At 72.8% G+C, this 21,300-nt stretch carries 22 protein-coding genes; 11 read left to right on the forward strand and 11 right to left on the reverse strand.

Annotated elements, in window-relative coordinates; all coding sequences use genetic code 11:
- Window positions 1-53: 53 nt before the first annotated feature.
- The 4 genes from ACWFRU_RS38370 to yczE form a co-directional block, all read right to left on the reverse strand.
- Complete coding sequence (locus tag ACWFRU_RS38370) at window positions 54-428, reverse strand: RNA polymerase-binding protein RbpA (RefSeq protein WP_030360404.1); 375 nt, start codon at window positions 426-428, stop codon at window positions 54-56.
- A 256-nt stretch (window positions 429-684) separates the two neighbouring features.
- Window positions 685-2,037: an MFS transporter gene (locus ACWFRU_RS38375; protein WP_453692812.1), complete on the reverse strand. Its 1,353-nt coding sequence runs from the start codon at window positions 2,035-2,037 to the stop codon at window positions 685-687.
- Window positions 2,038-2,085: 48 nt separating this feature from the next.
- Window positions 2,086-2,853, reverse strand: coding sequence for a glycerophosphodiester phosphodiesterase (locus tag ACWFRU_RS38380; RefSeq protein ID WP_453692814.1), 768 nt, complete (start codon window positions 2,851-2,853; stop codon window positions 2,086-2,088).
- Entirely contained in the window at window positions 2,850-3,506 is a 657-nt protein-coding gene (gene yczE / locus ACWFRU_RS38385) for a membrane protein YczE (protein WP_453692816.1), read from the reverse strand. Before yczE ends, ACWFRU_RS38380 begins: the two co-directional genes overlap by 4 nt.
- A gap of 101 nt (window positions 3,507-3,607) precedes the next feature.
- Here yczE and ACWFRU_RS38390 point away from each other — a divergent pair, with 101 nt between their 5' ends.
- On the forward strand, window positions 3,608-5,107 hold the full coding sequence (locus tag ACWFRU_RS38390; protein ID WP_453692818.1) for an SCO1417 family MocR-like transcription factor: 1,500 nt from the start codon (window positions 3,608-3,610) through the stop codon (window positions 5,105-5,107).
- Between the two features lie 29 nt (window positions 5,108-5,136).
- Here the strand turns inward: ACWFRU_RS38390 and ACWFRU_RS38395 are convergent, their stop codons facing one another.
- Both ACWFRU_RS38395 and ACWFRU_RS38400 read right to left on the reverse strand, forming a co-directional pair.
- Window positions 5,137-6,780, reverse strand: coding sequence for a hypothetical protein (locus tag ACWFRU_RS38395; protein WP_453692820.1), 1,644 nt, complete (start codon window positions 6,778-6,780; stop codon window positions 5,137-5,139).
- A 48-nt stretch (window positions 6,781-6,828) separates the two neighbouring features.
- A complete protein-coding gene (locus tag ACWFRU_RS38400; RefSeq protein WP_160503705.1) occupies window positions 6,829-7,023 on the reverse strand; it encodes a hypothetical protein in 195 nt (64 codons plus the stop codon).
- A 298-nt stretch (window positions 7,024-7,321) separates the two neighbouring features.
- Between ACWFRU_RS38400 and ACWFRU_RS38405 the strand changes: the two genes are divergently transcribed.
- The 7 genes from ACWFRU_RS38405 (at window position 7,322) to ACWFRU_RS38435 (ending at window position 13,393) form a co-directional block, all read left to right on the forward strand.
- Window positions 7,322-7,714: an ankyrin repeat domain-containing protein gene (locus ACWFRU_RS38405; RefSeq protein ID WP_160503704.1), complete on the forward strand. Its 393-nt coding sequence runs from the start codon at window positions 7,322-7,324 to the stop codon at window positions 7,712-7,714.
- Window positions 7,715-8,015: 301 nt separating this feature from the next.
- On the forward strand, window positions 8,016-9,434 hold the full coding sequence (locus ACWFRU_RS38410; RefSeq protein WP_453692823.1) for a HEAT repeat domain-containing protein: 1,419 nt from the start codon (window positions 8,016-8,018) through the stop codon (window positions 9,432-9,434).
- 110 nt (window positions 9,435-9,544) lie between these two features.
- Entirely contained in the window at window positions 9,545-10,675 is a 1,131-nt protein-coding gene (locus tag ACWFRU_RS38415) for a glycosyltransferase family 4 protein (protein WP_453692825.1), read from the forward strand.
- A complete protein-coding gene (locus ACWFRU_RS38420; RefSeq protein WP_453692827.1) occupies window positions 10,672-11,916 on the forward strand; it encodes a glycosyltransferase in 1,245 nt (414 codons plus the stop codon). The genes ACWFRU_RS38415 and ACWFRU_RS38420 overlap by 4 nt, the downstream gene beginning before the upstream one ends.
- A 142-nt stretch (window positions 11,917-12,058) precedes the next feature.
- Window positions 12,059-12,913 (forward strand): SGNH/GDSL hydrolase family protein, encoded by an 855-nt coding sequence (locus tag ACWFRU_RS38425; protein ID WP_453692889.1) that lies wholly within the window; start codon window positions 12,059-12,061, stop codon window positions 12,911-12,913.
- Window positions 12,914-12,985: 72 nt separating this feature from the next.
- Window positions 12,986-13,153 carry a hypothetical protein gene (locus ACWFRU_RS38430; RefSeq protein WP_453692829.1) on the forward strand — a complete coding sequence of 56 codons (168 nt, stop codon included), beginning with the start codon at window positions 12,986-12,988 and terminating at the stop codon, window positions 13,151-13,153.
- A 72-nt stretch (window positions 13,154-13,225) separates the two neighbouring features.
- Window positions 13,226-13,393 (forward strand): hypothetical protein, encoded by a 168-nt coding sequence (locus tag ACWFRU_RS38435; RefSeq protein WP_453692830.1) that lies wholly within the window; start codon window positions 13,226-13,228, stop codon window positions 13,391-13,393.
- Between the two features lie 21 nt (window positions 13,394-13,414).
- Here the strand turns inward: ACWFRU_RS38435 and ACWFRU_RS38440 are convergent, their stop codons facing one another.
- The 5 genes from ACWFRU_RS38440 to ACWFRU_RS38460 are packed head-to-tail and all read right to left on the reverse strand — an operon-like array spanning window position 13,415 to window position 17,813.
- Window positions 13,415-14,284, reverse strand: coding sequence for a 5-oxoprolinase subunit C family protein (locus ACWFRU_RS38440; RefSeq protein WP_453692832.1), 870 nt, complete (start codon window positions 14,282-14,284; stop codon window positions 13,415-13,417).
- Window positions 14,281-14,916: a 5-oxoprolinase subunit B family protein gene (locus ACWFRU_RS38445; RefSeq protein WP_453692834.1), complete on the reverse strand. Its 636-nt coding sequence runs from the start codon at window positions 14,914-14,916 to the stop codon at window positions 14,281-14,283. The genes ACWFRU_RS38440 and ACWFRU_RS38445 overlap by 4 nt, the downstream gene beginning before the upstream one ends.
- Window positions 14,913-15,689, reverse strand: coding sequence for a LamB/YcsF family protein (locus ACWFRU_RS38450; RefSeq protein ID WP_453692836.1), 777 nt, complete (start codon window positions 15,687-15,689; stop codon window positions 14,913-14,915). The genes ACWFRU_RS38445 and ACWFRU_RS38450 overlap by 4 nt, the downstream gene beginning before the upstream one ends.
- Window positions 15,690-15,723: 34 nt before the next feature.
- Complete coding sequence (locus tag ACWFRU_RS38455; RefSeq protein WP_453692838.1) at window positions 15,724-16,515, reverse strand: putative hydro-lyase; 792 nt, start codon at window positions 16,513-16,515, stop codon at window positions 15,724-15,726.
- Window positions 16,512-17,813, reverse strand: coding sequence for an MFS transporter (locus ACWFRU_RS38460; RefSeq protein ID WP_453692840.1), 1,302 nt, complete (start codon window positions 17,811-17,813; stop codon window positions 16,512-16,514). The genes ACWFRU_RS38455 and ACWFRU_RS38460 overlap by 4 nt, the downstream gene beginning before the upstream one ends.
- A 123-nt stretch (window positions 17,814-17,936) precedes the next feature.
- Between ACWFRU_RS38460 and ACWFRU_RS38465 the strand changes: the two genes are divergently transcribed.
- The 3 genes from ACWFRU_RS38465 to ACWFRU_RS38475 all read left to right on the forward strand — a co-directional run bounded on the left by ACWFRU_RS38465 (window position 17,937) and on the right by ACWFRU_RS38475 (window position 21,240).
- Window positions 17,937-18,641: a GntR family transcriptional regulator gene (locus ACWFRU_RS38465; protein WP_453692891.1), complete on the forward strand. Its 705-nt coding sequence runs from the start codon at window positions 17,937-17,939 to the stop codon at window positions 18,639-18,641.
- 81 nt (window positions 18,642-18,722) lie between these two features.
- Window positions 18,723-20,249: a hypothetical protein gene (locus ACWFRU_RS38470; protein WP_453692842.1), complete on the forward strand. Its 1,527-nt coding sequence runs from the start codon at window positions 18,723-18,725 to the stop codon at window positions 20,247-20,249.
- 97 nt (window positions 20,250-20,346) lie between these two features.
- Window positions 20,347-21,240, forward strand: a complete 894-nt coding sequence (locus ACWFRU_RS38475) for a hypothetical protein (RefSeq protein ID WP_453692844.1) — start codon at window positions 20,347-20,349, stop codon at window positions 21,238-21,240.
- The last annotated feature ends 60 nt before the right edge of the window (window positions 21,241-21,300 follow it).

The raw sequence follows: 21,300 nt of genomic DNA on the forward strand, positions 1-21,300 counted from the left end.
CCCCTGCTCAGCAGGGGCCCCGGCCTTCGTGTGCGGTGTTGTTCAGTTCGCCGTCAGGCGGACTTGCGGCTGTCCCGCGGATGCACCGCGATGTTCATGGCTCCTGACCGGAGAACCGCGAGGCGCTCCTCCAGGACCTCCTCGAGTTCCTCTCGAGTACGGCGCTCCATGAGCATGTCCCAGTGCGTACGCGCAGGCTTCCCCTTCTTCTCTTCAGGTCCGTCGCCGTCTACGAGGAGTGCCTGGGCCCCGCAGACCTTGCACTCCCACTCCGGCGGGATCTCCGCCTCGACCGAGAACGGCATCTCGAAACGATGTCCGTTCTGGCATGCGTACTCCACGGCCTGGCGCGGAGCCAGGTCGATGCCGCGGTCGGTCTCGTAGCTTGTCACCACGAGGCGCGTGCCGCGAAGAGCTCGCTCACTCATGAATCGTGCCTCCCGGGCTTGTCGCCCACAGGACAGGTGTCGCTGTCGTCGTCATCCGGTCAACGTCCGGTCGGCGGTAAAGATTCCCGTTAAGGGTCATGCGTCGCCGTCGTATGCCGCCCCTTGTTGTACCCACCAGCGCCCGGTATGTCACATCTGACAGAGGATGTCACCCTGCGTTTCTGAATCTCCAGCGCGCAGTAACGGTCCGCCTGGTAAGCCAAACGCGTACACTACCGCCCTTTGGCTTCAGTTGCTAAATCCTGTCGGGTACGGGATTTCCCGCGTCGCGGATCGCGCGCCGTACGGGTACCCGCGCGAGCAGGACGAAACCGATCACGAAGAAGGCCACGAGCGAGACGATCGCGTCCCGGTAGCTCCCGGTGAGCTGATAGGTCAGGCCGAAGATCAGCGGCCCCAGCCAGGCCATCCCGCGATCGCTGATCTCGTACGCGGAGAAGTACTCGGCCTCCTTGCCCGCGGGCACGAGATGCGAGAACAGGGACCGCGAGAGCGCCTGCGAACCCCCGAGCACCAGACCGATCCCCGCCGCGAGCACGAAGAACCACACGGGCGCGCCCGCGGGCAGGAAGAACCCCGCCCCGATCGTCGCCGTCCACGCGACGAGTGAACCGAGGATGGTCCGTTTGGCGCCGTACTTCCGTGCGAGGCGTCCCATCGCGAGCGCCCCGGCGACGGCGAGCACCTGGACGAGGAGAACGGCCACGATCAGCGTGGACTGGCCGAGCCCGAGCTCTTCGGAGCCGTAGACGGACGCCTGGGAGATCACCGTCTGCACGCCGTCGTTGTAGACGAGGTAGGCGAGCAGGAAGGACAGGGTGTGCGGATGGCGGCGCATGTCGCGCACGGTCGACGCGAGCTGCCGCCACCCGCGTGCCGACGCCGTGGCGGGCGGCACCGCGCGGTCACGCAGCCGCCGCAGCGGTACGAGGGTGAAGGCGCCCCACCACACGCCCGCCGAGGCCAGACAGATGCGCACGGCGGTCGACTCCGAGACGCCGAAGGAGTCATGGGCCAGGAACAGGACCAGGTTCGCCACCAGGACGAGCGCGCCCGACGCGTAACCGAACGCCCAGCCGCGCGAGGAGACCGCGTCACGTTCCTCGGGCGGGGCGATCTGCGGCAGATAGGAGTTGTAGAGCACCATCGAGACGGCGAGCGAGGCGTTGGCGACGATCAGCAGGAAGCCGCCGAGCAGATAGCGGTCGCCGTCCAGGAAGAACATGCCCGCCGTCGCCGCGGCCCCCAGATAGGCGGCCACCGCGAGGAGCGGCTTCTTGCGGCCCGTACGGTCGGCGGCGGCGCCCGCCATCGGCATGACCACGACGGACAGGATCACCGACGCCGACACCGCGTACGCGAAGAAGGACCCGGCGCTGACCGGGATGCCCAGCGGGTGGACGTAGCCGTCGCCGTCAGCGGCCGACTTGGCGATCTCCGTCAGATACGGGCCGAGGAACACCGTCAGGACGCTGGTCGAGTAGACCGAGCAGGCCCAGTCGTAGAAGTACCAGCCGCGCTGCTCCCGCCGGCGGTCGGCGGCGCTCTCGTCGGCCGGTGGCGTTGCCCGCACGGTGTCGGTGCCCACCCGTGCCCCCTCGCTGGTCCCCGTGGTCCGCTGCCGCCCCGAAGGCGGTCAGGCCCAGGCTCCCCGGTCCTTCAGCACTTCGCGCAGCGTCTCGATGTGATCAGAGATGATGCCATCTACACCGAGATCGAGAAGAGCGGCCATGCGTCCGGCGTCGTTCACCGTCCAGACGTGCACCTGCAGCCCGCGCGCGTGGGCTGCGCGGACGAAGCGGTGGTCCACCACCCGTATCCCGCCGTGCGTCTCGGGCACCTGCGCGCAGACCGCGGAGCGGCGCACGCCGGCCGGGACGCCGAACGAGCTCATGCGCAGGGCAGCCACGCCCCTGGTGCCGTACGAGGTGGCCAGGCGCGGGCCCGCGAGCCGCTGGGCGCGGGCCACGCGGGCCTCGGAGAACGAGCCGACGCACACGCGGTCCCAGGCGTCGGTGCGGCGCAGCAGCTCAAGGAGAGGGAGCAGGGCGGGCTCGGCCTTCACGTCCACGTTCCAGCGGACGTCGGGGAAGGACTCCAGGAGCTCTTCGAAGAGGGGCACCGGCTCGCTGCCCGCCACGCGCGCGTGGCGCACGGCGCTCCAGGGGAGATCGGCGATCAGCCCGCCCGTGTCCGTCACCCGGTCGAGCGTCGCGTCGTGGAAGGCCACGAGGCGACCGTCCGCCGTGGCGTGCACATCCGTCTCGATGTAGCGGTACCCCAGGCCGACCGCGCGCCGGAACGCGGCGGCGGTGTTCTCCAGGCCGTCCGCCGCCCCGCCCCGGTGGGCGAAGGCGAGCGGGCCGGGATGGTCGAGATAGGGATGGCGTACGCGCGGGGTCACCGCTGCAGTATCGCCTGCTCCGGTGGCCCGCCGGCAGCCACCACGCCTCCCCCGGATGGAGCGGGGGCGGCGAAGAAGCGCAGGAAGAACTGGGCCAGCGGACCGATCGCCAGCGCGTAGAGCACCGTGCCGACGCCCACCGTGCCCCCGAAGGCGAAACCGGTGGCGACCACGGCCACCTCGACCAGCGTCCGCATCAGCCGGATCGAGCGGCCCGTGCGCTGATGCAGCCCCGTCATCAGGCCGTCCCGGGGGCCGGGCCCGAACTTCGCGGCGATGTAGAGCCCGGTCGCCACGCCGTTCAGGACGATCCCCGCCACGAGCAGCGGGATGCGGGCGCCGAGCGCGTGCGCGTCCGGCATCAGCGCGAGCGTGCCGTCCATCGCGAGGCCCACGACGAAGACGTTGGAGACCGTGCCGAGCCCGGGGCGCTGGCGCAGCGGGATCCACAGGAGCAGCACCGCCGCGCCGATGAAGATCGAGACGACACCGATGGACATCCCCGTCAGCTCGGCGAGGCCCTGATGCAGCACGTTCCACGGTTCGAGGCCGAGTCCGGCCACCACCAGGAGCCCGGAGCTCGCGCCGTAGAGCGCCAGGCCGACGTACAGCTGGATCAGCCGTCGTGCGAGATGTGGCTTGGTCGTGGACAAGAGGTGCCCCCCTGCTGGTGGTGGTGGCCTGACACATGACACTCTGTGGCTCGTAAAGGGATACCAACCATGGCCAATTCCGGGAAGGTGGACTGGGAATCATGGCTCAGTGGACTTCGGCGGTGGGCGCCACGCAGCTCGCCCGGCTGCTCACCTCTCAGCAGACGCGCCCCGCGGGCCCCGGCTCGCGCCGTCCGCCCGCCTACCGCGCCCTGGCCGACGGCGTGCGCATGCTCGTCCTCGAAGGACGTGTCCCGGTCGCCGCGCGGCTGCCCGCCGAGCGTGAACTCGCCGTGTCCCTCGCCGTCAGCCGGACCACGGTCGCCGCCGCGTACGAGGCGCTGCGCACCGAAGGCTTCCTGGAATCCCGCAGGGGAGCGGGCAGTTGGACCGCGGTCCCGGCCGGCAACCCCCTGCCCGCACGCGGCCTCGAACCCCTCCCGCCCGAGGCGCTCGGCTCCATGATCGACCTCGGCTGCGCCGCGCTGCCCGCCCCTGAGCCCTGGCTCACCCGCGCCGTGCAGGGCGCCCTGGAGGAACTCCCTCCGTACGCGCACACGCACGGCGACTTCCCCGCCGGCCTTCCCGCGCTGCGTCAGATGCTCGCCGAGCGCTACACCGCGCGCGGCATCCCGACCATGCCCGAACAGATCATGGTCACGACCGGCGCGATGGGCGCCATCGACGCCATCTGCCATCTGTTCGCGCCGCGTGGCGAACGCATCGCCGTCGAGTCCCCCTCGTACGCCAACATCCTTCAGCTGATGCGTGAGACGGGCGCCCGTCTCGTTCCCGTCGCCATGTCCGAGGGGCTGGAAGGCTGGGACATGGACCGCTGGCGCCAGGTGCTGCGGGACGCGGCGCCCCGGCTCGCCTACGTGGTCGCGGACTTCCACAACCCCACGGGCGCCCTCGCCTCCGAGGACCAGCGGCGCAAGCTGGTCGACGCCGCGCGCTCCGCGGGCACGGTCCTCGTCGTCGACGAGACCATGATCGAGCTGCAGCTCGACGACGACCTGACGATGCCGCGCCCCGTCTGCGGCTTCGACCCGGCGGGCTCGACCGTCATCACCGTCGGCTCGGCGAGCAAGGCCTTCTGGGCGGGCATGCGCATCGGCTGGGTGCGCGCCGCCCCCGACGTCATCCGCAGCCTCGTCTCGGCACGCGCGTACGCCGACCTGGGGACCCCGGTCCTGGAACAACTGGCGGTGAACTGGCTCCTGAGCACCGGCGGCTGGGAATCGGCCGTGCAGGTGCGCAGGGCCCAGGCCCGCGAGAACCGCGACGCCCTGGTGGCCGCCGTCCGCCGCGAACTGCCCGCATGGGAGTTCGCGGTACCGGCGGGCGGTCTCACCCTGTGGGCGCGCTCGGGCGGCCTCTCCGGCTCCCGTATCGCCGAGGTGGGCGAGCGGGTCGGGGTCAGGGTCCCGTCAGGGCCGCGCTTCGGGGTGGACGGAGCCTTCGAGGGGTATGTGCGGCTGCCGTTCACCGTGGGCGGCGCGGTGGCCGAGGAAGCGGCGGTACGGCTGGCCGCGGCCGCGCGTCTGGTGGAGACAGGGGCGGGCGGGGGCGTCGAGGCGTCGCGGGCCTTCGTGGCCTGACGCCTCGGGCCTTGGGCCCCGGAGAGGCGTCAGCCCTCGGCGGGTACGGGCTCCGGTTGCGCGCCCGGCTTCGCCGCCGCCGTGTCGGCATCGGCATCGGCGACGACTTCGGTACCCGTCTCGGCTGACGGCGTCCCGGCCGCGCCCGTCCCGGCGTCCGCGGGGGCGCTCCGCGCGGGCAGCAGCTCCACCACCGCCTGCCGGTGGGCCTCGCTCGTCGCGTCGTCGTACGGGTCGGGCGTCGCGGGCACCTGGAGCCGGTGCACCTGGCCCGTGCCGAGCCGGGCGTACCCGCGGCCGGGCGGGATGTCGCAGGTGGGCGTCGTGCGCGGCGGCACCCCGAGGATGTCCTCGACCTGGTCGGGCGTCGTGGGGCCGAGGACCACGCGCGCGCGGGTGTGCTGGCGCACCGGGTCGCTCAGGGAGTCGATGCTGTCGAACTGGTCGGCCACGACGACCGTGACATTGGCCGCCCTGCCGTGCCGCAGGGGCACCTGGAGCAGGGACTGCGGGTCCTTGCGCCCGTCGGCCGCCGCGAGGTGACCGAGCACGCTGGGGCGGTCCATGAGAATCCACAGCGGGCGCTTGGTGTCCTCCGGGGCGGGGTGGCCCGCCTGGCGGGCCCGGTTGGCGGAGATGAGGCGGCGCTCCGTCTCGTGCGCCGCCCACTCCAGGCTCGCCAGGGCGCCGGCGAGCCCGCACTCGATGGCCAGGACGCCGTCGCGCCCGGTCAGGCACGCGTAGTCGCCGATGCCGCTGCCTTCGACGATCAGGACGTCGCCGTGCTGCAGGGCCTGCAGCGCGACGGAGCGGAGCAGGGTCGTGGTGCCGCTGCCGGGCTCGCCGATCACCAGGAGGTGCGGCTCGGTGGAGCGGGGGCCGGTGCGCCAGACGACGGGGGGTACGTCGCGCTGGGTGTCGCCGTCCGTCACGGGGAGGGTGCGCTGGACCCCGGTGGGGTCGGTGAAGCCGAGGACGGTCTCGCCGGGGGCGGTGACGAACCGCTGGGCGGCGATGTCGGTCGGCAGCGGGGGCAGCACGTTCACCGTGAGCTGATTGCCCTCCTCGTCCCACTCGAAGTGGTACTCGCGGCCACGGCCCGCCTTGGCGTGCAGGAGCTGCTCGATGCGGGTGCGGGACTCGGTCTCGCCGTCCGTGAAGTACGCGGGGTAGCGCACCACCAGATGGGAGACACGTCCGTCGTCGTCGAACTCGTACGACGTGAGGGCCTTGTCCCACTCGCCGCCGTGCGCGAAGAGCGGTGCCGGGTCCTCGGGGACCGAGAAGTACGGCACGAGCGCTTCGTAGAGGGACTGCAGCCGCTGGGTCTGCGCCTCGTCGGGGCCGGTGGGGGCGGGCTCCGTGCGTTCCCGGCCGGTCCACGCGGCGGCCGCCATCAGGCAGATGGCGGCGAGCAGCGGACCGTACGGCATGAGGGTCACGACCAGGATCACGGAGGCCACGAGGAACAGCAGCGGTCCGCGCCGGTCCTTGGGGGTGTCGGCCCACTTGCGCCGCCCGGCCCCTGCCAGCCGGCGCAGTCCACGAGTGATCGTGATCAGCGGGTGGAGGACATCGGTGGCGCTGTCGGCGGCCGACCGTGCGAACTCCCGGCTGCGGGCGATCGAGGCGGTGCCGTTGCTCAGGATGCGGGGGAGGGGGCGCCGGGCCACGTCAGTCTCCAGATGGTGCGAACGAAGTGCTGCAGGGGGCAGGAGGCGTCAGAACTTGATCCCGCCGAGGAGGCTCGCCAGGCTCGCGCTGCCGGCCTTGATGCTCGGGGCGATGGCGGTGCCCGCCATGAAGAAGCCGAAGAGCGCGCAGACCACGGCGTGGGACGCCTTGAGTCCGTCCTTGCGGAAGAACAGGAAGACGATGATGCCGAGCAGCACGACGCCCGAGATGGAAAGGATCATGACGGTTCTCCTGGTTGGTGGGGACAGTCACCATGAGTTGTTCCAGGTTCACAGCATGTATCCATACGATAAAAGGTGCAAATGGGGGAATTTTCGCGGATTTCCCTCGAATGGCGGAGGTCTGTTGGGCCTCCTGAGCGCGCCTTCGGGAGGCGTCCGGGTGCCTTCGTGATCTTTGCCGCGGGCGCGCCCCGTCATGTGCCCGGACGGGCAGTACCCTGTCGATTCACTCGTACGGCTGCATCGGGCGCCCGTACGCACCCTGAAGTCACCCCGCAGTCGAAAGGCGGTCTGGTCCATGAGTGAAGCCCCCGACCCGGAAGTCGTGGAGCTCGCGACCAAGATCTTCGATCTGGCGCGCCAGGGCGACACCGCGGCCCTCGCCGCGTACGTGGACGCAGGCGTTCCGGCGAACCTCACCAACGACAGCGGCGACTCGCTCGTGATGCTCGCCGCCTACCACGGCCACGCGGACGCGGTCCGGGCGCTCCTGGAGCGGGGCGGTGACGCCAACCGTGCCAACGACCGGGGGCAGACGCCGCTCGCCGGCGCCGTCTTCAAGGGCGAGGACGCGGTGATCCGGGCGCTGCTCGACGGAGGGGCGGATCCGGCCGCGGGCACGCCGTCGGCGGTGGACACCGCCCGGATGTTCGCCAAGACGGAGCTGCTCGAGCTGTTCGGGGCGGCCTGAGCGGGGTACCTGACCAGCAACAACGGGGGCGCTGGAAATGTGGTCGCGGCGGTGTGAACCGCTGGGTCATCATGACGACGTGATTCACGGACGCGACGGCGGGGCAGGAGATGCCGCACCGCGTGGACCGTGAGCGGCCCGCCCCCGGACCTCCGTCCGGGATCCCTACGGGCCACCGACGAGAGGCAGAGGAAGATGGTCTACAGCAAGCAAAAGACGGCGGGCGGCCCGACGTGTTGGCGCACGGCCAGGTAATTCACGATTCCCGGTTGCGTCGACGCTTGATGTGAGGCTGTTTCCCATGTTCGATCCGGTCATAGCGCCCAGCGGTACGCTGCTCGGCCTGCTGCAGCGGGGCCGCGGCGACGGCACCTTGCACGCACTCACCGCACCCCGGTCCGAGGCGCTCGCCGCCCTGGAGACCTGCGTGCTCCACGACCCGCGCCACGACTGGCAGGTCGAGAACCGCTCCCTCTACTACGCCAGGCTCTACCTCGATCTCCGTGGCGGGATCGAGGAGATCGAGCGGCATCTGTTCGACCCCGAGGACGTCCTGAACACGGACGACTCACGCACCGGCCTGGCGCTCGCCGTCCTGGGGCACCTCGCCTCGTACGGCAGGCATGACGCCCTCGAACTGCTGCGCCGGTACGCGGCCTTCGGCACCAACTGGGCCTGGGCCCTGGACGAACTGGCGCTGCGTGACGACGACGCTGGCCTGCGCGCCCTCGCCGTGCCCGTGCTCGCCAGATTCCCCTCGGACGCGGAGGGCGAGGCCGAACTGGCCGCCGTCGTGCGCGACGCCTACGAACCCCGGCCCTGGCGGCTGTGGGAGGAGGACCCCCGTCAGGCCGTCGGCGCCCGCGTGCGCGCCGCACGGGAACAGGGCTCCTTCGACCGCTGGCAGCGACAGATGCGCCCCTCGGGGCCACGCCCCGGCTGGAGCGTCCAGGCCGTCTTCGACTGGGCGCAGGAAGGGCTCGAACGCGGCGCCGTCCTGCATGTGCCCGCCGCCCGCTGCCTGAGCGCGGTCGCCGGGCCCGAGGATCGCGCCGAGATCCTTGAAGCCGCCCGCAACGGCTCCGACGGGGCGCGCGGCACGGCTCTGCGCTACCTCGCCGACGCCCATGATCCCGCTGTGTTCGACCTCATCGAGTCCGCGGTGGAGAGCCCGTCCCGGGCCGTCGTGGACGCCGCGGCCGAGGCCTTCGAGCGGATGCGCAGCGTCGCCGCCGTCGAGCGGGCCCGCCGCGGGGCCCAGCGGCCCGACGCGCTCGGCGCCGCCGCGGGACGGGTCCTCGCCTGCAGGGGCGGCGCCCAGGACAGCAAGCTCGTGCTCGCCGCGCTCCGCGAGGCCGTCCGCGGCGAAGGCCCCGACGCGCCGACCCTCTGGACACTCGTCGACGGCGCGGGACGGCTCGGCATCGCCTGCGCGGCCCCCGTCCTTCGCCACGTCTACCGCGAGACCGCCTCCTCCCACCTGCGGGGCCGCGCGGCCCGCGCGCTCGCCGCCACCGACCCCTCCTTCGCCGCCGGATTCGCCGTCGAGTGCCTGTGGGACTGCGAGGAGTCCACCCGCGAGGTCGCCGCACGGCACGCCGAGACCGGCGACGCCCGCGTGGTCACCCAGCTCAGAAGGCTCGCCGCGGACCCCGCCGAGGAGGACGAGGTACAGACCGCGGTGCGCAGCAGGATCGACCCCGACGCGGCCGAGGTGTGACCGGCGCGCCCCGGGGCGGGGCGCGCGCGGAGGGCAACGCTCATGGGACGTTCCTCGCCAGGAAAGATCCACGTTGACGTGACCACGCCCCGCGGGACGACAACACGGGTATGCGTGTCGTCATCGTCACCGAATCCTTCCCTCCCGACGTCAACGGCGTGGCGCACTGCGCCCTGCAGACCGCCCGGCAGCTCGCCGCGCGCGGCCACGACCCCCTCGTCATCGCCCCGGCCCCCGCGGCCGGGGCGGACGCCGCAGCCGACGCGAGTGCGCCCTGCCCCGTCATCCGTGTCCCCTCCCTCCCCCTTCCCGGATATCCGCAGGTCAGGGTCGCGCTGCCCAGCCGACGCCTGTCGGCGGCGCTGAGCGCGCACCGGGCCCAACTCGTCCACCTGGCCAGCCCGTTCGTCCTCGGCGCGCGCGGCATGGCGTCCGCCGCGCGCCTGGGCATACCCACCGTCGCCGTCTACCAGACGGATCTGGGCGGCTACGCGCGTACGTACATGGGAATGGGCGAGTCCACCGCCTGGCGCCGCATCCGTGCCGTGCACGCCGCGGCCGACCGCACCCTCGCCCCGTCGTCCGCCGCCCTGCGTGACCTCGTGACGCACGGGGTGCCGCGGGTGCGGCTGTGGCCACGGGGCGTGGACACGGCCCGGTTCAGCCCCGGTCTTCGGGACGAGGCCGTACGCCGGGAACTCGCGCCGAACGGTGAGCTGATCGTCGGCTACGTGGGGCGTCTCGCCCCCGAGAAGCAGGTCGAGCTGCTCGCCGGTGTGGGCTCCCTGGAGGGCGTGCGCCTGGTCGTCGTCGGCGACGGACCCAGCGAGGGTTCCGTGCGGGTGGCGCTGCCCGGCGCGCTCATGCTCGGGCGCCGCACCGGAGGCGAACTCGCGCGGATCTTCGCCTCGTTGGACCTCTTCGTGCACACGGGGCCCTACGAGACGTTCTGCCAGACCGTGCAGGAAGCCATGGCCAGTGGTGTGCCGGTGATCGCGCCCGCCGCTGGGGGACCGCTCGACCTCGTCGTCCCCGGCCGCACCGGAGTCCTGGTGCCGCCGCGTGACGCCCTCGCGGTACGGGACGCGGTCTGGGCGCTCGCGGCCGATCCGGGGCTGCGCGCGGCGTACGGAAGGGCCGGGCGTGCGGCCGTCGAGGGGCGGACCTGGGACGCGGTGGGCGAGCAGCTCGTCGACCACTACTCCCAGGTGCTCGCCGCGCGGACGGCGGTGGCGGCATGAGGGCGGCCTTGTACCGGGAGGCGGCTTGGCGTGCTGCGGCCGCGGCTCGGGGTGGCGGGCGACCCGCCGGCTCGCTGCGCATCGTGCGGCTCGCGAACTTCGTGGCCCCCTCGTCGGGCGGACTGCGGACCGCGCTGCGGGAGTTGGGGCGCGGCTACCGCGCGGCCGGGCACGAGCCCGTGCTGATCGTGCCCGGCGAGCGGGCCGCTGTCCGCGACACCGACCAGGGCCGGGTCGTGACCCTGCCGGGCACGCTGCTGCCCGGCACCGGCGGCTACCGCGTCCTCACGGACCGGCGAAGGGTGGCCCGGGTCCTCGAACGCCTCGCCCCCGACCGCATCGAGGTCTCCGACCGTACGACCCTGCGCTGGACCGGCGCTTGGGCCAGGCACCGCAGGATTCCGGCCGTGATGGTCTCCCACGAGACGGCCCATGGTGTCCTCAGCACCTGGGGCATGCCGGAGGAAGCCGCCCTGCGCGCCGCCGACGCCCTCAACTCCCGTACGGCGCACGCCTACGCGCGGGTCGTGTGCACCACGGAGTGGGCCGAGCGCGAGTTCGTCCGCATCGGGGCGCGCAACGTCGTCCGCGCGCCCCTCGGTGTCGACCTGGTGGGCAGCCGTCCGGAGCTGCGTGATCCACGCGTGCGTGCCCGTTACGCGCGCGGGGGCGAGGTACTCCTTGTGCTCTGCTCACGGCTTTCCGTGGAGAAGCGGCCGGGCATGGCGCTCGACGCCCTGGAGGCGCTCCGTGGCCGGGGAGTGCCGGCGGTCCTCGTGGTGGCCGGGGACGGGCCGCTGCGCGCCCGCCTCGAACTGCGGGCGCGTGAGCGGCGGTTGCCGGTGACGTTCCTGGGGCACGTCGCGGACCGCGCGGCTCTGGGAGCGCTGCAGGCCACGGCTGACGTCTGCCTCGCGCCAGGCCCCTGCGAGACGTTCGGGCTCGCGGCCCTGGAGGCGCTGGCCTGCGGCACGCCCGTGGTGGCCAGCGCGTCGTCGGCGCTGCCGGAGATCGTGGGCGGCGCGGGTGCGGTGGCGAAGGACAACGGAGAGGCGTTCGCCACCGCCGTCCAGGCTCTCCTCACCCGCCCGGAGGGACCCCGAAGGGAGGCGGCACGCGCGCGTGCGGAGTGCTTCGGGTGGGAGAAGGCGGTTGCCGCGTTCTTGGGGGCGCATGAGGCGGGGCTGGGGGTCGGGGCCGCCGGTGGGGGGCTTGGTGCGCGTGAGGGGGGTGCGTGGTGAGGGTGCTGTGTTCGCGGGGGCGGAGGGGTGTGTTGGTCGTCTGGCTTGTGGTGCGTCAGGCGGGGGCGAGGGCCGGAGGTGGCGCGGGGGCTCGGCTCGGGGCCTACGGTGTCGGGCTTTGTTCGCGTACGGGGTGTGCGTCGTGAAGCCGCTGTGTTTTGTTGCCCTGGGGGATTCTCTTACCGAGGGTGTGGGTGATCCGGTGGGGCGCGGTCTGCGGGGGTGGGCGGCGTTGCTGGCCGGAGGGCTCGCGGTGGGTGAGGGGGAGGTGCGGTTCCATAATCTCGCCGTCAGCGGGGCGCAGACCTCGGACGTGCTGCGCCACCAGCTCCCCGCGGCGCTGGAGCTGCGGCCAGGCCTGGCGTCCGTGATCGTCGGCGTCAACGACACCCTCCGCTGCACGTTCGACATCCGGGGCGTGGCCACGCGGCTCGACGAGATCTACGGGGCCTGCGCTCGGCAAGGCATCCCGTTGCTCACGGCCTGCCTCCCCGACCCGGGGGCCATGCTCGGGCTGCCCGGCGCGCTGGCCCGCCCGCTGGCCCGGCGGCAACGCACCGTCAACGCCGTCGTGCACGCGCTGTCCGAGCGGTACGGCGCCGTCCATCTGCACCTCGCCGAGGACGCGTGGGTCGCCGACCGCACCCTGTGGAGCGCGGACCGGCTGCACCCCGGCGAGCGAGGCCACCGCCTGGTCGCCGCCCGCTTCCACGCCCTGCTCGCCGCGCGGGGCCTCGCGGCGGGCAGCCCGCCCTCGTGCGAGCCCCAACTGCCCTCGCCCACCCGGTCGGCGAACCTGCTGTGGCTGGCCACCGCGGGCACCGGCTGGGTGGCGCGCAGATGCACCGACCTGCTGCCCCAGCTGCTCGCCCTCGCGGCCGAGGAGGTACGCCATCAGGTGCGGGGCAGCAGCGCTCGGCTGGATCTGAGCGCCGCCCACGCGGTGACGGCGGCCCTCGCCGCGTTGGCTGTGGTCGAGCAGCCGGAGGCGGCGTAGAGGGGGCGCGGAGGGGATGCCTCAGCGTCGTGCCGCCGGGACGAAACGGATCGGTGTCCCGGCACCGGCTGGGTGGCGCGCAGATGCACCGACCTGCTGCCCCAGCTGCTCACCCTCGCCGCCGAGGAGGTACGCCACCAGGTGCGGGGCAGCAGCGCCCGGCTGGATCTGAGCGCCGCCCACGCGGTGACGGCGGCCCTCGCCGCGTTGGCTGTGGTTGAGCAGCCGGAGGCGGCGTAGAGGGGGCGCGGAGGGGATGCCTTTGCGTCGTGTTGCCGGGACGAATCGGTTCGGCGTTCCGGCGCCGGCTGGGTGGCGCGCAGATGCACGGATCTGCTGCCTCAGCTGCTCGCCCTCGCCGCCGAGGAGGTACGCCACCAGGTGCGGGGCAGCAGCGCCCGGCTGGATCTGAGCGCCGCTCACGCGGTGACGGCGGCCCTCGCCGCGTTGGCTGTGGTTAAGCAGCCGGAGGCGGCGTAGAGGGGGCGCGGAGGGGATGCCTCAGCGTCGTGTTGCCGGGACGAATCGGATCGGTGTCCCCGGTACCGCCTGCGCCGCACCGGCCAGATCGGCCTCCCTGACCACCGCGATCACCGGATAGCCCCCGGTCGTCGGGTGGTCGGCGAGGAAGACCACGGGCCGGCCGTCCGGCGGCACCTGGACGGCGCCGAGGACCATGCCCTCGCTGGGGAGTTCACCGGTGAACTCCCGCTCCAGCGAAGGCCCTTCGGTGCGCAGGCCGATGCGGTTGCTCGCCGAGGACACCCGGTACGCGCGCGTGGTCAGCGAGCGCAGGGCCGCGGGAGTGAACCAGTCGGCGCGTGGACCCGGCGTCACCCTCAGGATCAGCTCGCGGGGCGGCGCGGGGTGCGGCACGGCGTCCACGCGCGCGTGGGGCCCGGCGGGCACGCCCAGCGGGATGACGGCGCCGTCCGCGAGCGGGGGAGGGCCGAGCCCGGAGAGCAGGTCGGTGGAGCGGCTGGCGAGGACCGGTTCGACGGCCACTCCGCCACTGAACGCGACGTAGCAACGTACTCCGGAGACGGCCGCCGAGACGTCGAGCAGCGCACCGGCCGGTACCCGCACGGGCGCGCCCCACGCCACGGGGCGGCCGTCGATCGTCACCGGGCAGGGCGCCCCCACGACCGCCACCGTCACCGCGCAACGCGGCCGTACGGAGCAGCCGTTGAGCGTGGTCTCCAGGGCGGCGGCGTCGGACGGGTTGCCGACCAGGCGGTTGGCGAGGCGGGCAGCGCCCGGATCGAGGGCCCCGGAGCGCGGCACCCCGAGGTGCGCGTGCCCGGGGCGGCCCTGATCCTGCACGGTGGTCAGCGCCCCTGCCCGCACCACGGCGAAAGCACGGTCGGTCATCGTGCCCCCGGGCCCTGGACGAGGGGGCTGGGCACGAAGCGCACCCGGACCCCGGGGGCGAGCAGCGCGGCGGGCACGCGCGCGTGGTCCCACAGCACGGCGTCGGTCGTGCCGATCAACTGCCAGCCGCCCGGCGAGGAGCGCGGATACACCCCTGTGTACGGCCCGGCGAGGGCGACGCTGCCGGCCGGGACGCTCGTACGCGGCGTGGCCCGGCGAGGCACGTCGTAGCGCTCCGGAAGTCCGGTGAGGTAGCCGAAGCCGGGCGCGAACCCGCAGAAGGCGACCCGGAACTCGGTCGCCGCGTGGATGCGCGCCACCTCCGCCACCGGCACCCCCCAGTGCGCCGCCACATCGGCCAGATCGGGCCCGTCGTAGCGGACCGGGATCTCCCGTACGTCCTCCTCGCGCGCCGACAGCGGCGGTACCTCCAGGGCGGCGAGCTCCGCGCCGACGCGCACGGGGTCGTCGAGGCCGTCCAGGAGCACCGTGCGGGCCGCGGGCACGATCTCGCGTACGCGGAGCAGGCCCGCGGCCCTCCGGCGCAGCAGCTCGGCGTGCAGCGCCTGCGCCTCGTCGCCGTCGGCGAGTTCCACGAGCAGCGCGAGATCGCCGACCGGGAGCACCCTCACGCGAAGGCCTCCACCCGCACGCCCGCCGCTTCGAGGCGCGCCCGCACCTCCCGGGCGAGGGCCACCGCACCCGGGGTGTCGCCGTGCAGGCACAGCGAGCGCGCGCGGACGCCGATCCGCCGGCCGTCCAGAGCGGTGACGGACCCGGATTGGGCCATGCCCACGGAGCGTTCGACGACCACGTCCGCCTCCGTGATGACGGCGCCCTCGGTCCCGCGCGGCACGAGCGTCCCCTCCGGGGTGTACGCGCGGTCCGCGAACGCCTCGGTGACGACCGGCAGTCCGGCCTTGTCGGCCACCTCCAGGAAGCGCGATCCGGGCAGCCCGAGGACGGGCAGCGTGTCATCCGCGAGGAGGACCCCGTCGACGACGGCGCGGGCCTGGTCCTCGTCGTGGACGACGCGGTTGTAGAGCGCGCCGTGCGGCTTCACGTACGACACGCGCGTGCCCGCCGCCCGCGCGAAGACCTCCAGGGCGCCGATCTGGTACGCCACTTCGGCCGCCAGTTCGTCGGCCGGTACGTCCATGGAGCGGCGCCCGAAGCCCGCCAGGTCGCGGTAGGAGACCTGGGCGCCGATCCGTACGCCGCGCGCGGCGGCCTGTTCGCACACGCGGCGCATGGTGGCCGCGTCCCCGGCGTGGAAGCCGCAGGCCACATTGGCGCTGGTGACGACGGAGAGCAGCTCCTCGTCGTCGGTCAGGCGCCAGCGGCCGAAGCCCTCACCGAGGTCGGCGTTGAGATCGATCACGGCGTCGATCGAGGCTTCCGTCATCTACGTAGGTCTCCTGTTTCCGTTCGGCGGCCGCTCAGGCCACCCGGTACTGCTCGTCGCGGGCGTCGGTGACGAACATCTGGCCCGGCGCGTGCGTGATCGCGAACGGCGGACGCGAGGCCATCACCGCCGCCTGCGGCGTCACTCCGCATGCCCAGAACACCGGGATGTCACCGGGTTCGGCGTCCACCGGATCACCGAAGTCGGGCCGGGTCAGGTCGTCGATGCCGAGCCCCGCGGGGTCCCCGCAGTGCACCGGGCCGCCGTGCACCGCGGGCAGCAGCGAGGTCTCCCTGATCGCCGCCGAGAGGTGCTCGGGCGGGACGTGGCGCATCGACACCACCATGGGTCCGTGCAGACGGCCCGCCGGGCGGCAGGGGCGTGCGGTCACGTACATGGAGACGTTGCGGCCCTGCTCGACGTGGCGCATCGGGACGCCGGACTCCGTCAGCGCCCACTCGAAGGTGAAGCTGCAGCCGATGAGGAACGACACCAGGTCGTCCCGCCAGTGCTCCACCACGTCCGTGGGTTCGTCGGCCAACTCGCCGTCCCGCCACACCCGGTAGCGCGGCAGATCCGTCCGCAGATCGGCGCCGGGCGCGAGCGGCGTGGTCCAGGAGCCCGCGTCCGTGACGTCGAGCACGGGGCAGGGCTTCGGGTTGCGCTGGCAGAACAGGAGCATGTCGTAGGCCCAGTCGGCGGGCACGGCGATCAGATTGGCCTGGGTGTGGCCGGCCGCCCAGCCCGCCGTCGGGCCGCTCGTGCCCGCGCGAAAGAGAGCGCGGGCCTCGGCGGGGCTGTGCGACGCGGTGACCGAGGGGCTCATACGAGTTCCTTCCCGCGCGTCTCGGGCAGGCCGAACAGCGCGAGCACGGCGATGGCGTAGCCCAGCGCGCCGAAGACCAGCGCACCGCCCACACCCCAGCTGTCGGCCATGAAACCGACCATGGTGGGGAAGACGGCGCCCACGGCGCGTCCGGTGTTGTACGTGAAGCCCTGCCCCGTGCCGCGCACGGCCGCCGGATAGAGCTCGCTGAGGAACGAACCGAAGCCGCTGAAAATGGCCGACATGCAGAAGCCGAGCGGGAAACCGAGCACAAGGAGAAGGCCGTTGGCCCCGTCCGGGATGTTCGTGTAGGCCAGGATGCTCGCCGCGGAGAGGAACGCGAACAGCGTGATGTTGCGTTTGCGGCCGAGGATGTCGGTGAGATAGCCGCCGGCCAGATAACCGACGAAGGCACCGGAGATCAGGAACGCGAGATACCCGCCCGTGCCGACCACCGTGAGTCCGCGCTCGGTCTTCAGGTACGTGGGCACCCAGGTGGCGAGCGTGTAGTAGCCGCCCTGTACGCCGGTGGAGAGCAGGACCGCGAAGAGCGTGATGCGCAGAAGGCCCGGCTTGAAGATCGCCGTGAACGACCCCTTGTGCGCGCTCTTCTTGCGCTCCTCGGCCGCCTCCGGGGCGTCGTGCACGTTGCGGCGCACGTAGACGACGAGGAGGGCGGGCAGCGCGCCGGTCCAGAACATCACGCGCCAGGCGATGTCCTCGTCGAGGAACTGGAACACCACGGTGTAGACGATCACCGCGAGCGCCCAGCCGACCGCCCAGGAGCTCTGGATCGCGCCGAGCGTACGGCCGCGGTTCTTGGCGGTGGCGTACTCGGCGACCAGGATCGCGCCGACCGCCCACTCGCCGCCGAAACCGAGGCCCTGGAGGGCGCGGAAGACGAGCAGCGTCTCGTAGTTGGGCGCGAAGCCGCAGGCGACGGTGAAGACGGCGTACGTGATGACCGTGATCATCAGCGCCTTGACCCGGCCGATCCGGTCCGCGACCACCCCGGCGATCGCGCCGCCGATGGCGGAGACGACCAGGGTGACCGTGGTGAGCAGGCCCGTCTGGCCGCTGTCCAGGCCGTAGTACGCGGCGATCGCGACCATGCTCAGCGGCAGCGTGAAGTAGTCGTAGGAGTCGAGGGCGTAGCCGCCGAAGGCGCCCGCGAAGGCGCGGCGGCCGCGCGGTCCGAGTGCGCGCAGCCAGCCGAACGCGCCGCTGTCGTCGGAGGGTTCGCCTTCTGCGGGGCGGGTGTCGGTCGGCAGGGTCTGGGGCGTCGATGGTGTGCTCATGGGCACCTCACGGGAGGGGGGACTGTGCCGTGCCCGCCAAGGTAGAGGATCGTTGAACGATCCCTCAATACCCATGTTGTCTCGTTCTTGTATCTGCGATTGAATCCGGGCATGGCTGAGGGAATGGCTGACCCGAGCGGACTGGCCGACGACCGTGCGCTCCTGGGGCGCACCAGTACCGCGGAGCGGGTGTCGGACATCCTCCGGAGCCGCATCGCCGAGGGGTACTTCCCGCCGGGGGTGCGCCTGTCGGAGGACAGCATCGGCGGCGCGCTCGGCGTCTCGCGCAACACGCTGCGCGAGGCCTTCCGTCTCCTGACGCATGAACGACTGCTGGTCCACCAGCTCAACCGCGGGGTATTTGTCCGAGTTCTCACCGTGGAGGACGTAGAGGACATTTACCGCACCCGACGCCTCGTGGAATGCGCGGTCGTCCGCGGTCTCGGCGATCCGCCCTTCGTCCTCGACGGTCTCGCGAGCGCCGTCGCGGACGGCACGAAGGCGGCCCGCGAGCGCAAGTGGAAGGGCGTCTCCACCGCCAACATCCACTTCCACCGGGAGCTGGTCGCCCTCGCCGGAAGCGCCCGCACCGACGAGGTGATGCGCAGCGTCTTCGCCGAACTCCGCCTGGCCTTCCACGTGGTGGACGACCCGCGCCGGCTGCACGAGCCCTACCTCGCGCGCAACCGGCAGATACTGCACACCCTGCGGGAGGGCGACGCCGCGGAGGCCGAGCGGCTGCTCGCGGTCTACCTGGACGACTCGCTGCGCGGCCTCGTCGAGGTCTACGGCAGCCGCGTCGCGGAGGGCGAGCGGACGAGCGGCTGAGCCCCGGGCCGGCCGCCGAAGGGCGTTGCCAGATCTGCGCCGTTTCGACCGTTGTCAGACCGAGGATCTAGTCTGTGCAGCGTGACTTCGCCTGCCGTTACGGACACCGCTCCGCCCCAGCTCAGCGCGGGGCCGAGGCCCGCTCTGGGCCCGGCCGCCGACGAGGGCCTGGCGCGGCGGCTCCGCGCGCTCGCCTGCACGGCGCCGCTGCATGACCTGGACGTGCGCAAGGCCAACCTCGCGGGCGAGTACTCGGTGTACGCGATGGCGGAGGTGGCCCTCTCCGCCATCGACCTCGTCACCCTGAACATGGACTTCGACACCGGCGCCGATCATGAGCAGATCGTGGCCAGGCTGCTGCCGCGCGTCGGGGCCCAGGCCCCCCGCCGTCCCGTGGCCGAGCACGAGCGCGTGGCCCGCTGGGTCCTGGAGAACCTGATCAACGTCGGCAGCGTCGACCGCGGCTTCCGCGCCGTGTACGGCACCTTCGCCCCCGACGGCACCTATGTGCGCAGGGACTACGACTTCAAGCTGATCGAAGAGGTGCCCGGGTACGGGGGCGGGGTCTATCTCCGCACGACGGACGAAGCGGTCAACGTCCTGGTGGGTGCCCTCGACACGGACGTCACCAGCGCCCAGATCGCCGCCGAGGTGAAGCTCGAGGTGCTCATCAGCCGCGGCCGCCTCGCCGACGCCCAGCTCGCCGCCGAGCAGGCCCGCTATCGGACCGTGCAGTACTCCGAGACGCTCCGCAGGGCCCTGGACGCCACCCGGCGCAACGTCCGCGCGGTCGACTGGCTCCGGGCCGTCCCCGACATGATCGCGGAGGCGCTCGACCACGTCGCCGACCGCTATCGCCACGAGAACGCGATCCTGACGAACATCCGCAAGGCACGCGACGAGTCCGAGGACCCCGAGCACAAGCGCCGCGCCGCCGAGCTCGTCGACATCGTCAAGGACTGCATCCGCCGTCACACCCAGCTCCAGTCCCGGCTCCTCGAAGCGGGCCCGCTGTTCCGCGCCGAGCAGGACCGCCAGGCCTTCGCGGCGCCCACCGCCCGCACCGGCCTCGATCTGTACGGCCAGCTCGTCGCTCCCCTCCTGCCCCTCCCGGTCGAGCAGGCGAGCCGCGTGACGGGCGCGTTCTTCGCGCGCGGCACGGGGCTGCGCACACCCGTGTCCGTCCGCGTCGGCGACCTGGTCGACATACTGCTCACGCCGCCGCAGGAGCGGGAGCACCTGGGCATGGAGATGCCCGAGCCCGACCTCATCGCCACCCCCGACGACAGCCGCTTCAGCGAGGAACAGCTCGCCGACGCCATGGAGCTGCTCGACCTGCCCGCCGACGCGCCGAGGCGCCTGTCCGGACTGCTCGCCGACGCCCGCCGGCGCGACACCGAACTGCCCTATCTGGTCGCCCTCCTCGCCGTCCACGCGGCCAGCCCGCCGGTCGGCACCGCCTACCGCCAGGGCGAGGAGAAGCTCCTGTTCGCCGTGGACGACGGTGTCCAGCTCGACGACCCCGAGTTCGGCGGCGCCGACCTCATCGTGGGCACGGCGCTGCTCGACGCCGCCGGCATGGCGGCCGGCCGGACGGAGGGCGCGTGAGCAATCCCGAGCCGCTCGTGAGCACCCCTGAATCGCTCGTGAGCACACCCGACCCCCACCCCCTTCTCCCGTACGACCGCCGCAAGGAGCACAAGCCGTGACCGAGCACCCCGCAGAGCACGCCGCGTGGGGCGAGCCGGACGCGACGGCGCCGCCCGCGGCGACCGCCCCCATCACCCCGGCCGACGCCGCCGACGCCGCACGCCTGGTCGCCTTCGGCCTGCAGCCCAAGCTCCAGCCCGCCCGCGACCAGGAGTACGCCGAACTGCTGCGCAGGTACCGCGAGGACCCGCCCTTCGCGCGGCTCGCCGACGCCGTCGCCGCCGGGCTCGGGCTCGTCGTCCTTGAGGTGTCCCCGCGCGCGGGGATGGCGGTGACGGCCGCCGAGGACTCCGTGTTCGCCGTCCGCATGGGCGACTACGCACGCCGTACGGCGGCCGACTCCACCGACCGCTTCCTGCACGGTCTGGCCCATCTCGCCGTCGCCGCACTGGCGTTCCCGCGCCCCGAGGACCTCGCCGACGACGGCTACATCGGCCGCGTCACGGTCAACGGCGTGGACGCCTTCGTACGGCAGGCCTGCCACCGCCTGGAGGAGCGCGCCGAGGAACAGGGCGAGAACTCCGACCCGGCCACCGACGCCCCCGGTCTGGAGGCGGCCTGGCGGATCTGGGCACGGCGCAGCTCGACGGGCGCCACCAAGGACGCCCGGCGGCTCGCCGGGTCGACCACCGGGATCATCGGCAAGGCCGTCGCGTTCCTCACCGACTCCGGGTTCCTGCAGCGCACCGGCGACGACTCCGGGGGCACCTACCGCACCACGGCCCGCTATCAGCTGCAGGTGCGCGACATGGCGGGCGGCGCCGCCATGGCCGAACTCCTGGAACTGGGCATCGTGCCCGTCACGGACGGGTCCGCGACCCTGCTGCCCCCCGAAGACTCCGACGATCTGGAGCTGGCCGCCGACGCGGGGCTGCCCTTCCACTCCTGACGTCTCTCGCCCCGCCCCCACCTTCCCGCTGTTCCCCACGACTTACGACGAGAGTCCGCC

The organism is Streptomyces sp. NPDC055099 (assembly GCF_053607685.1).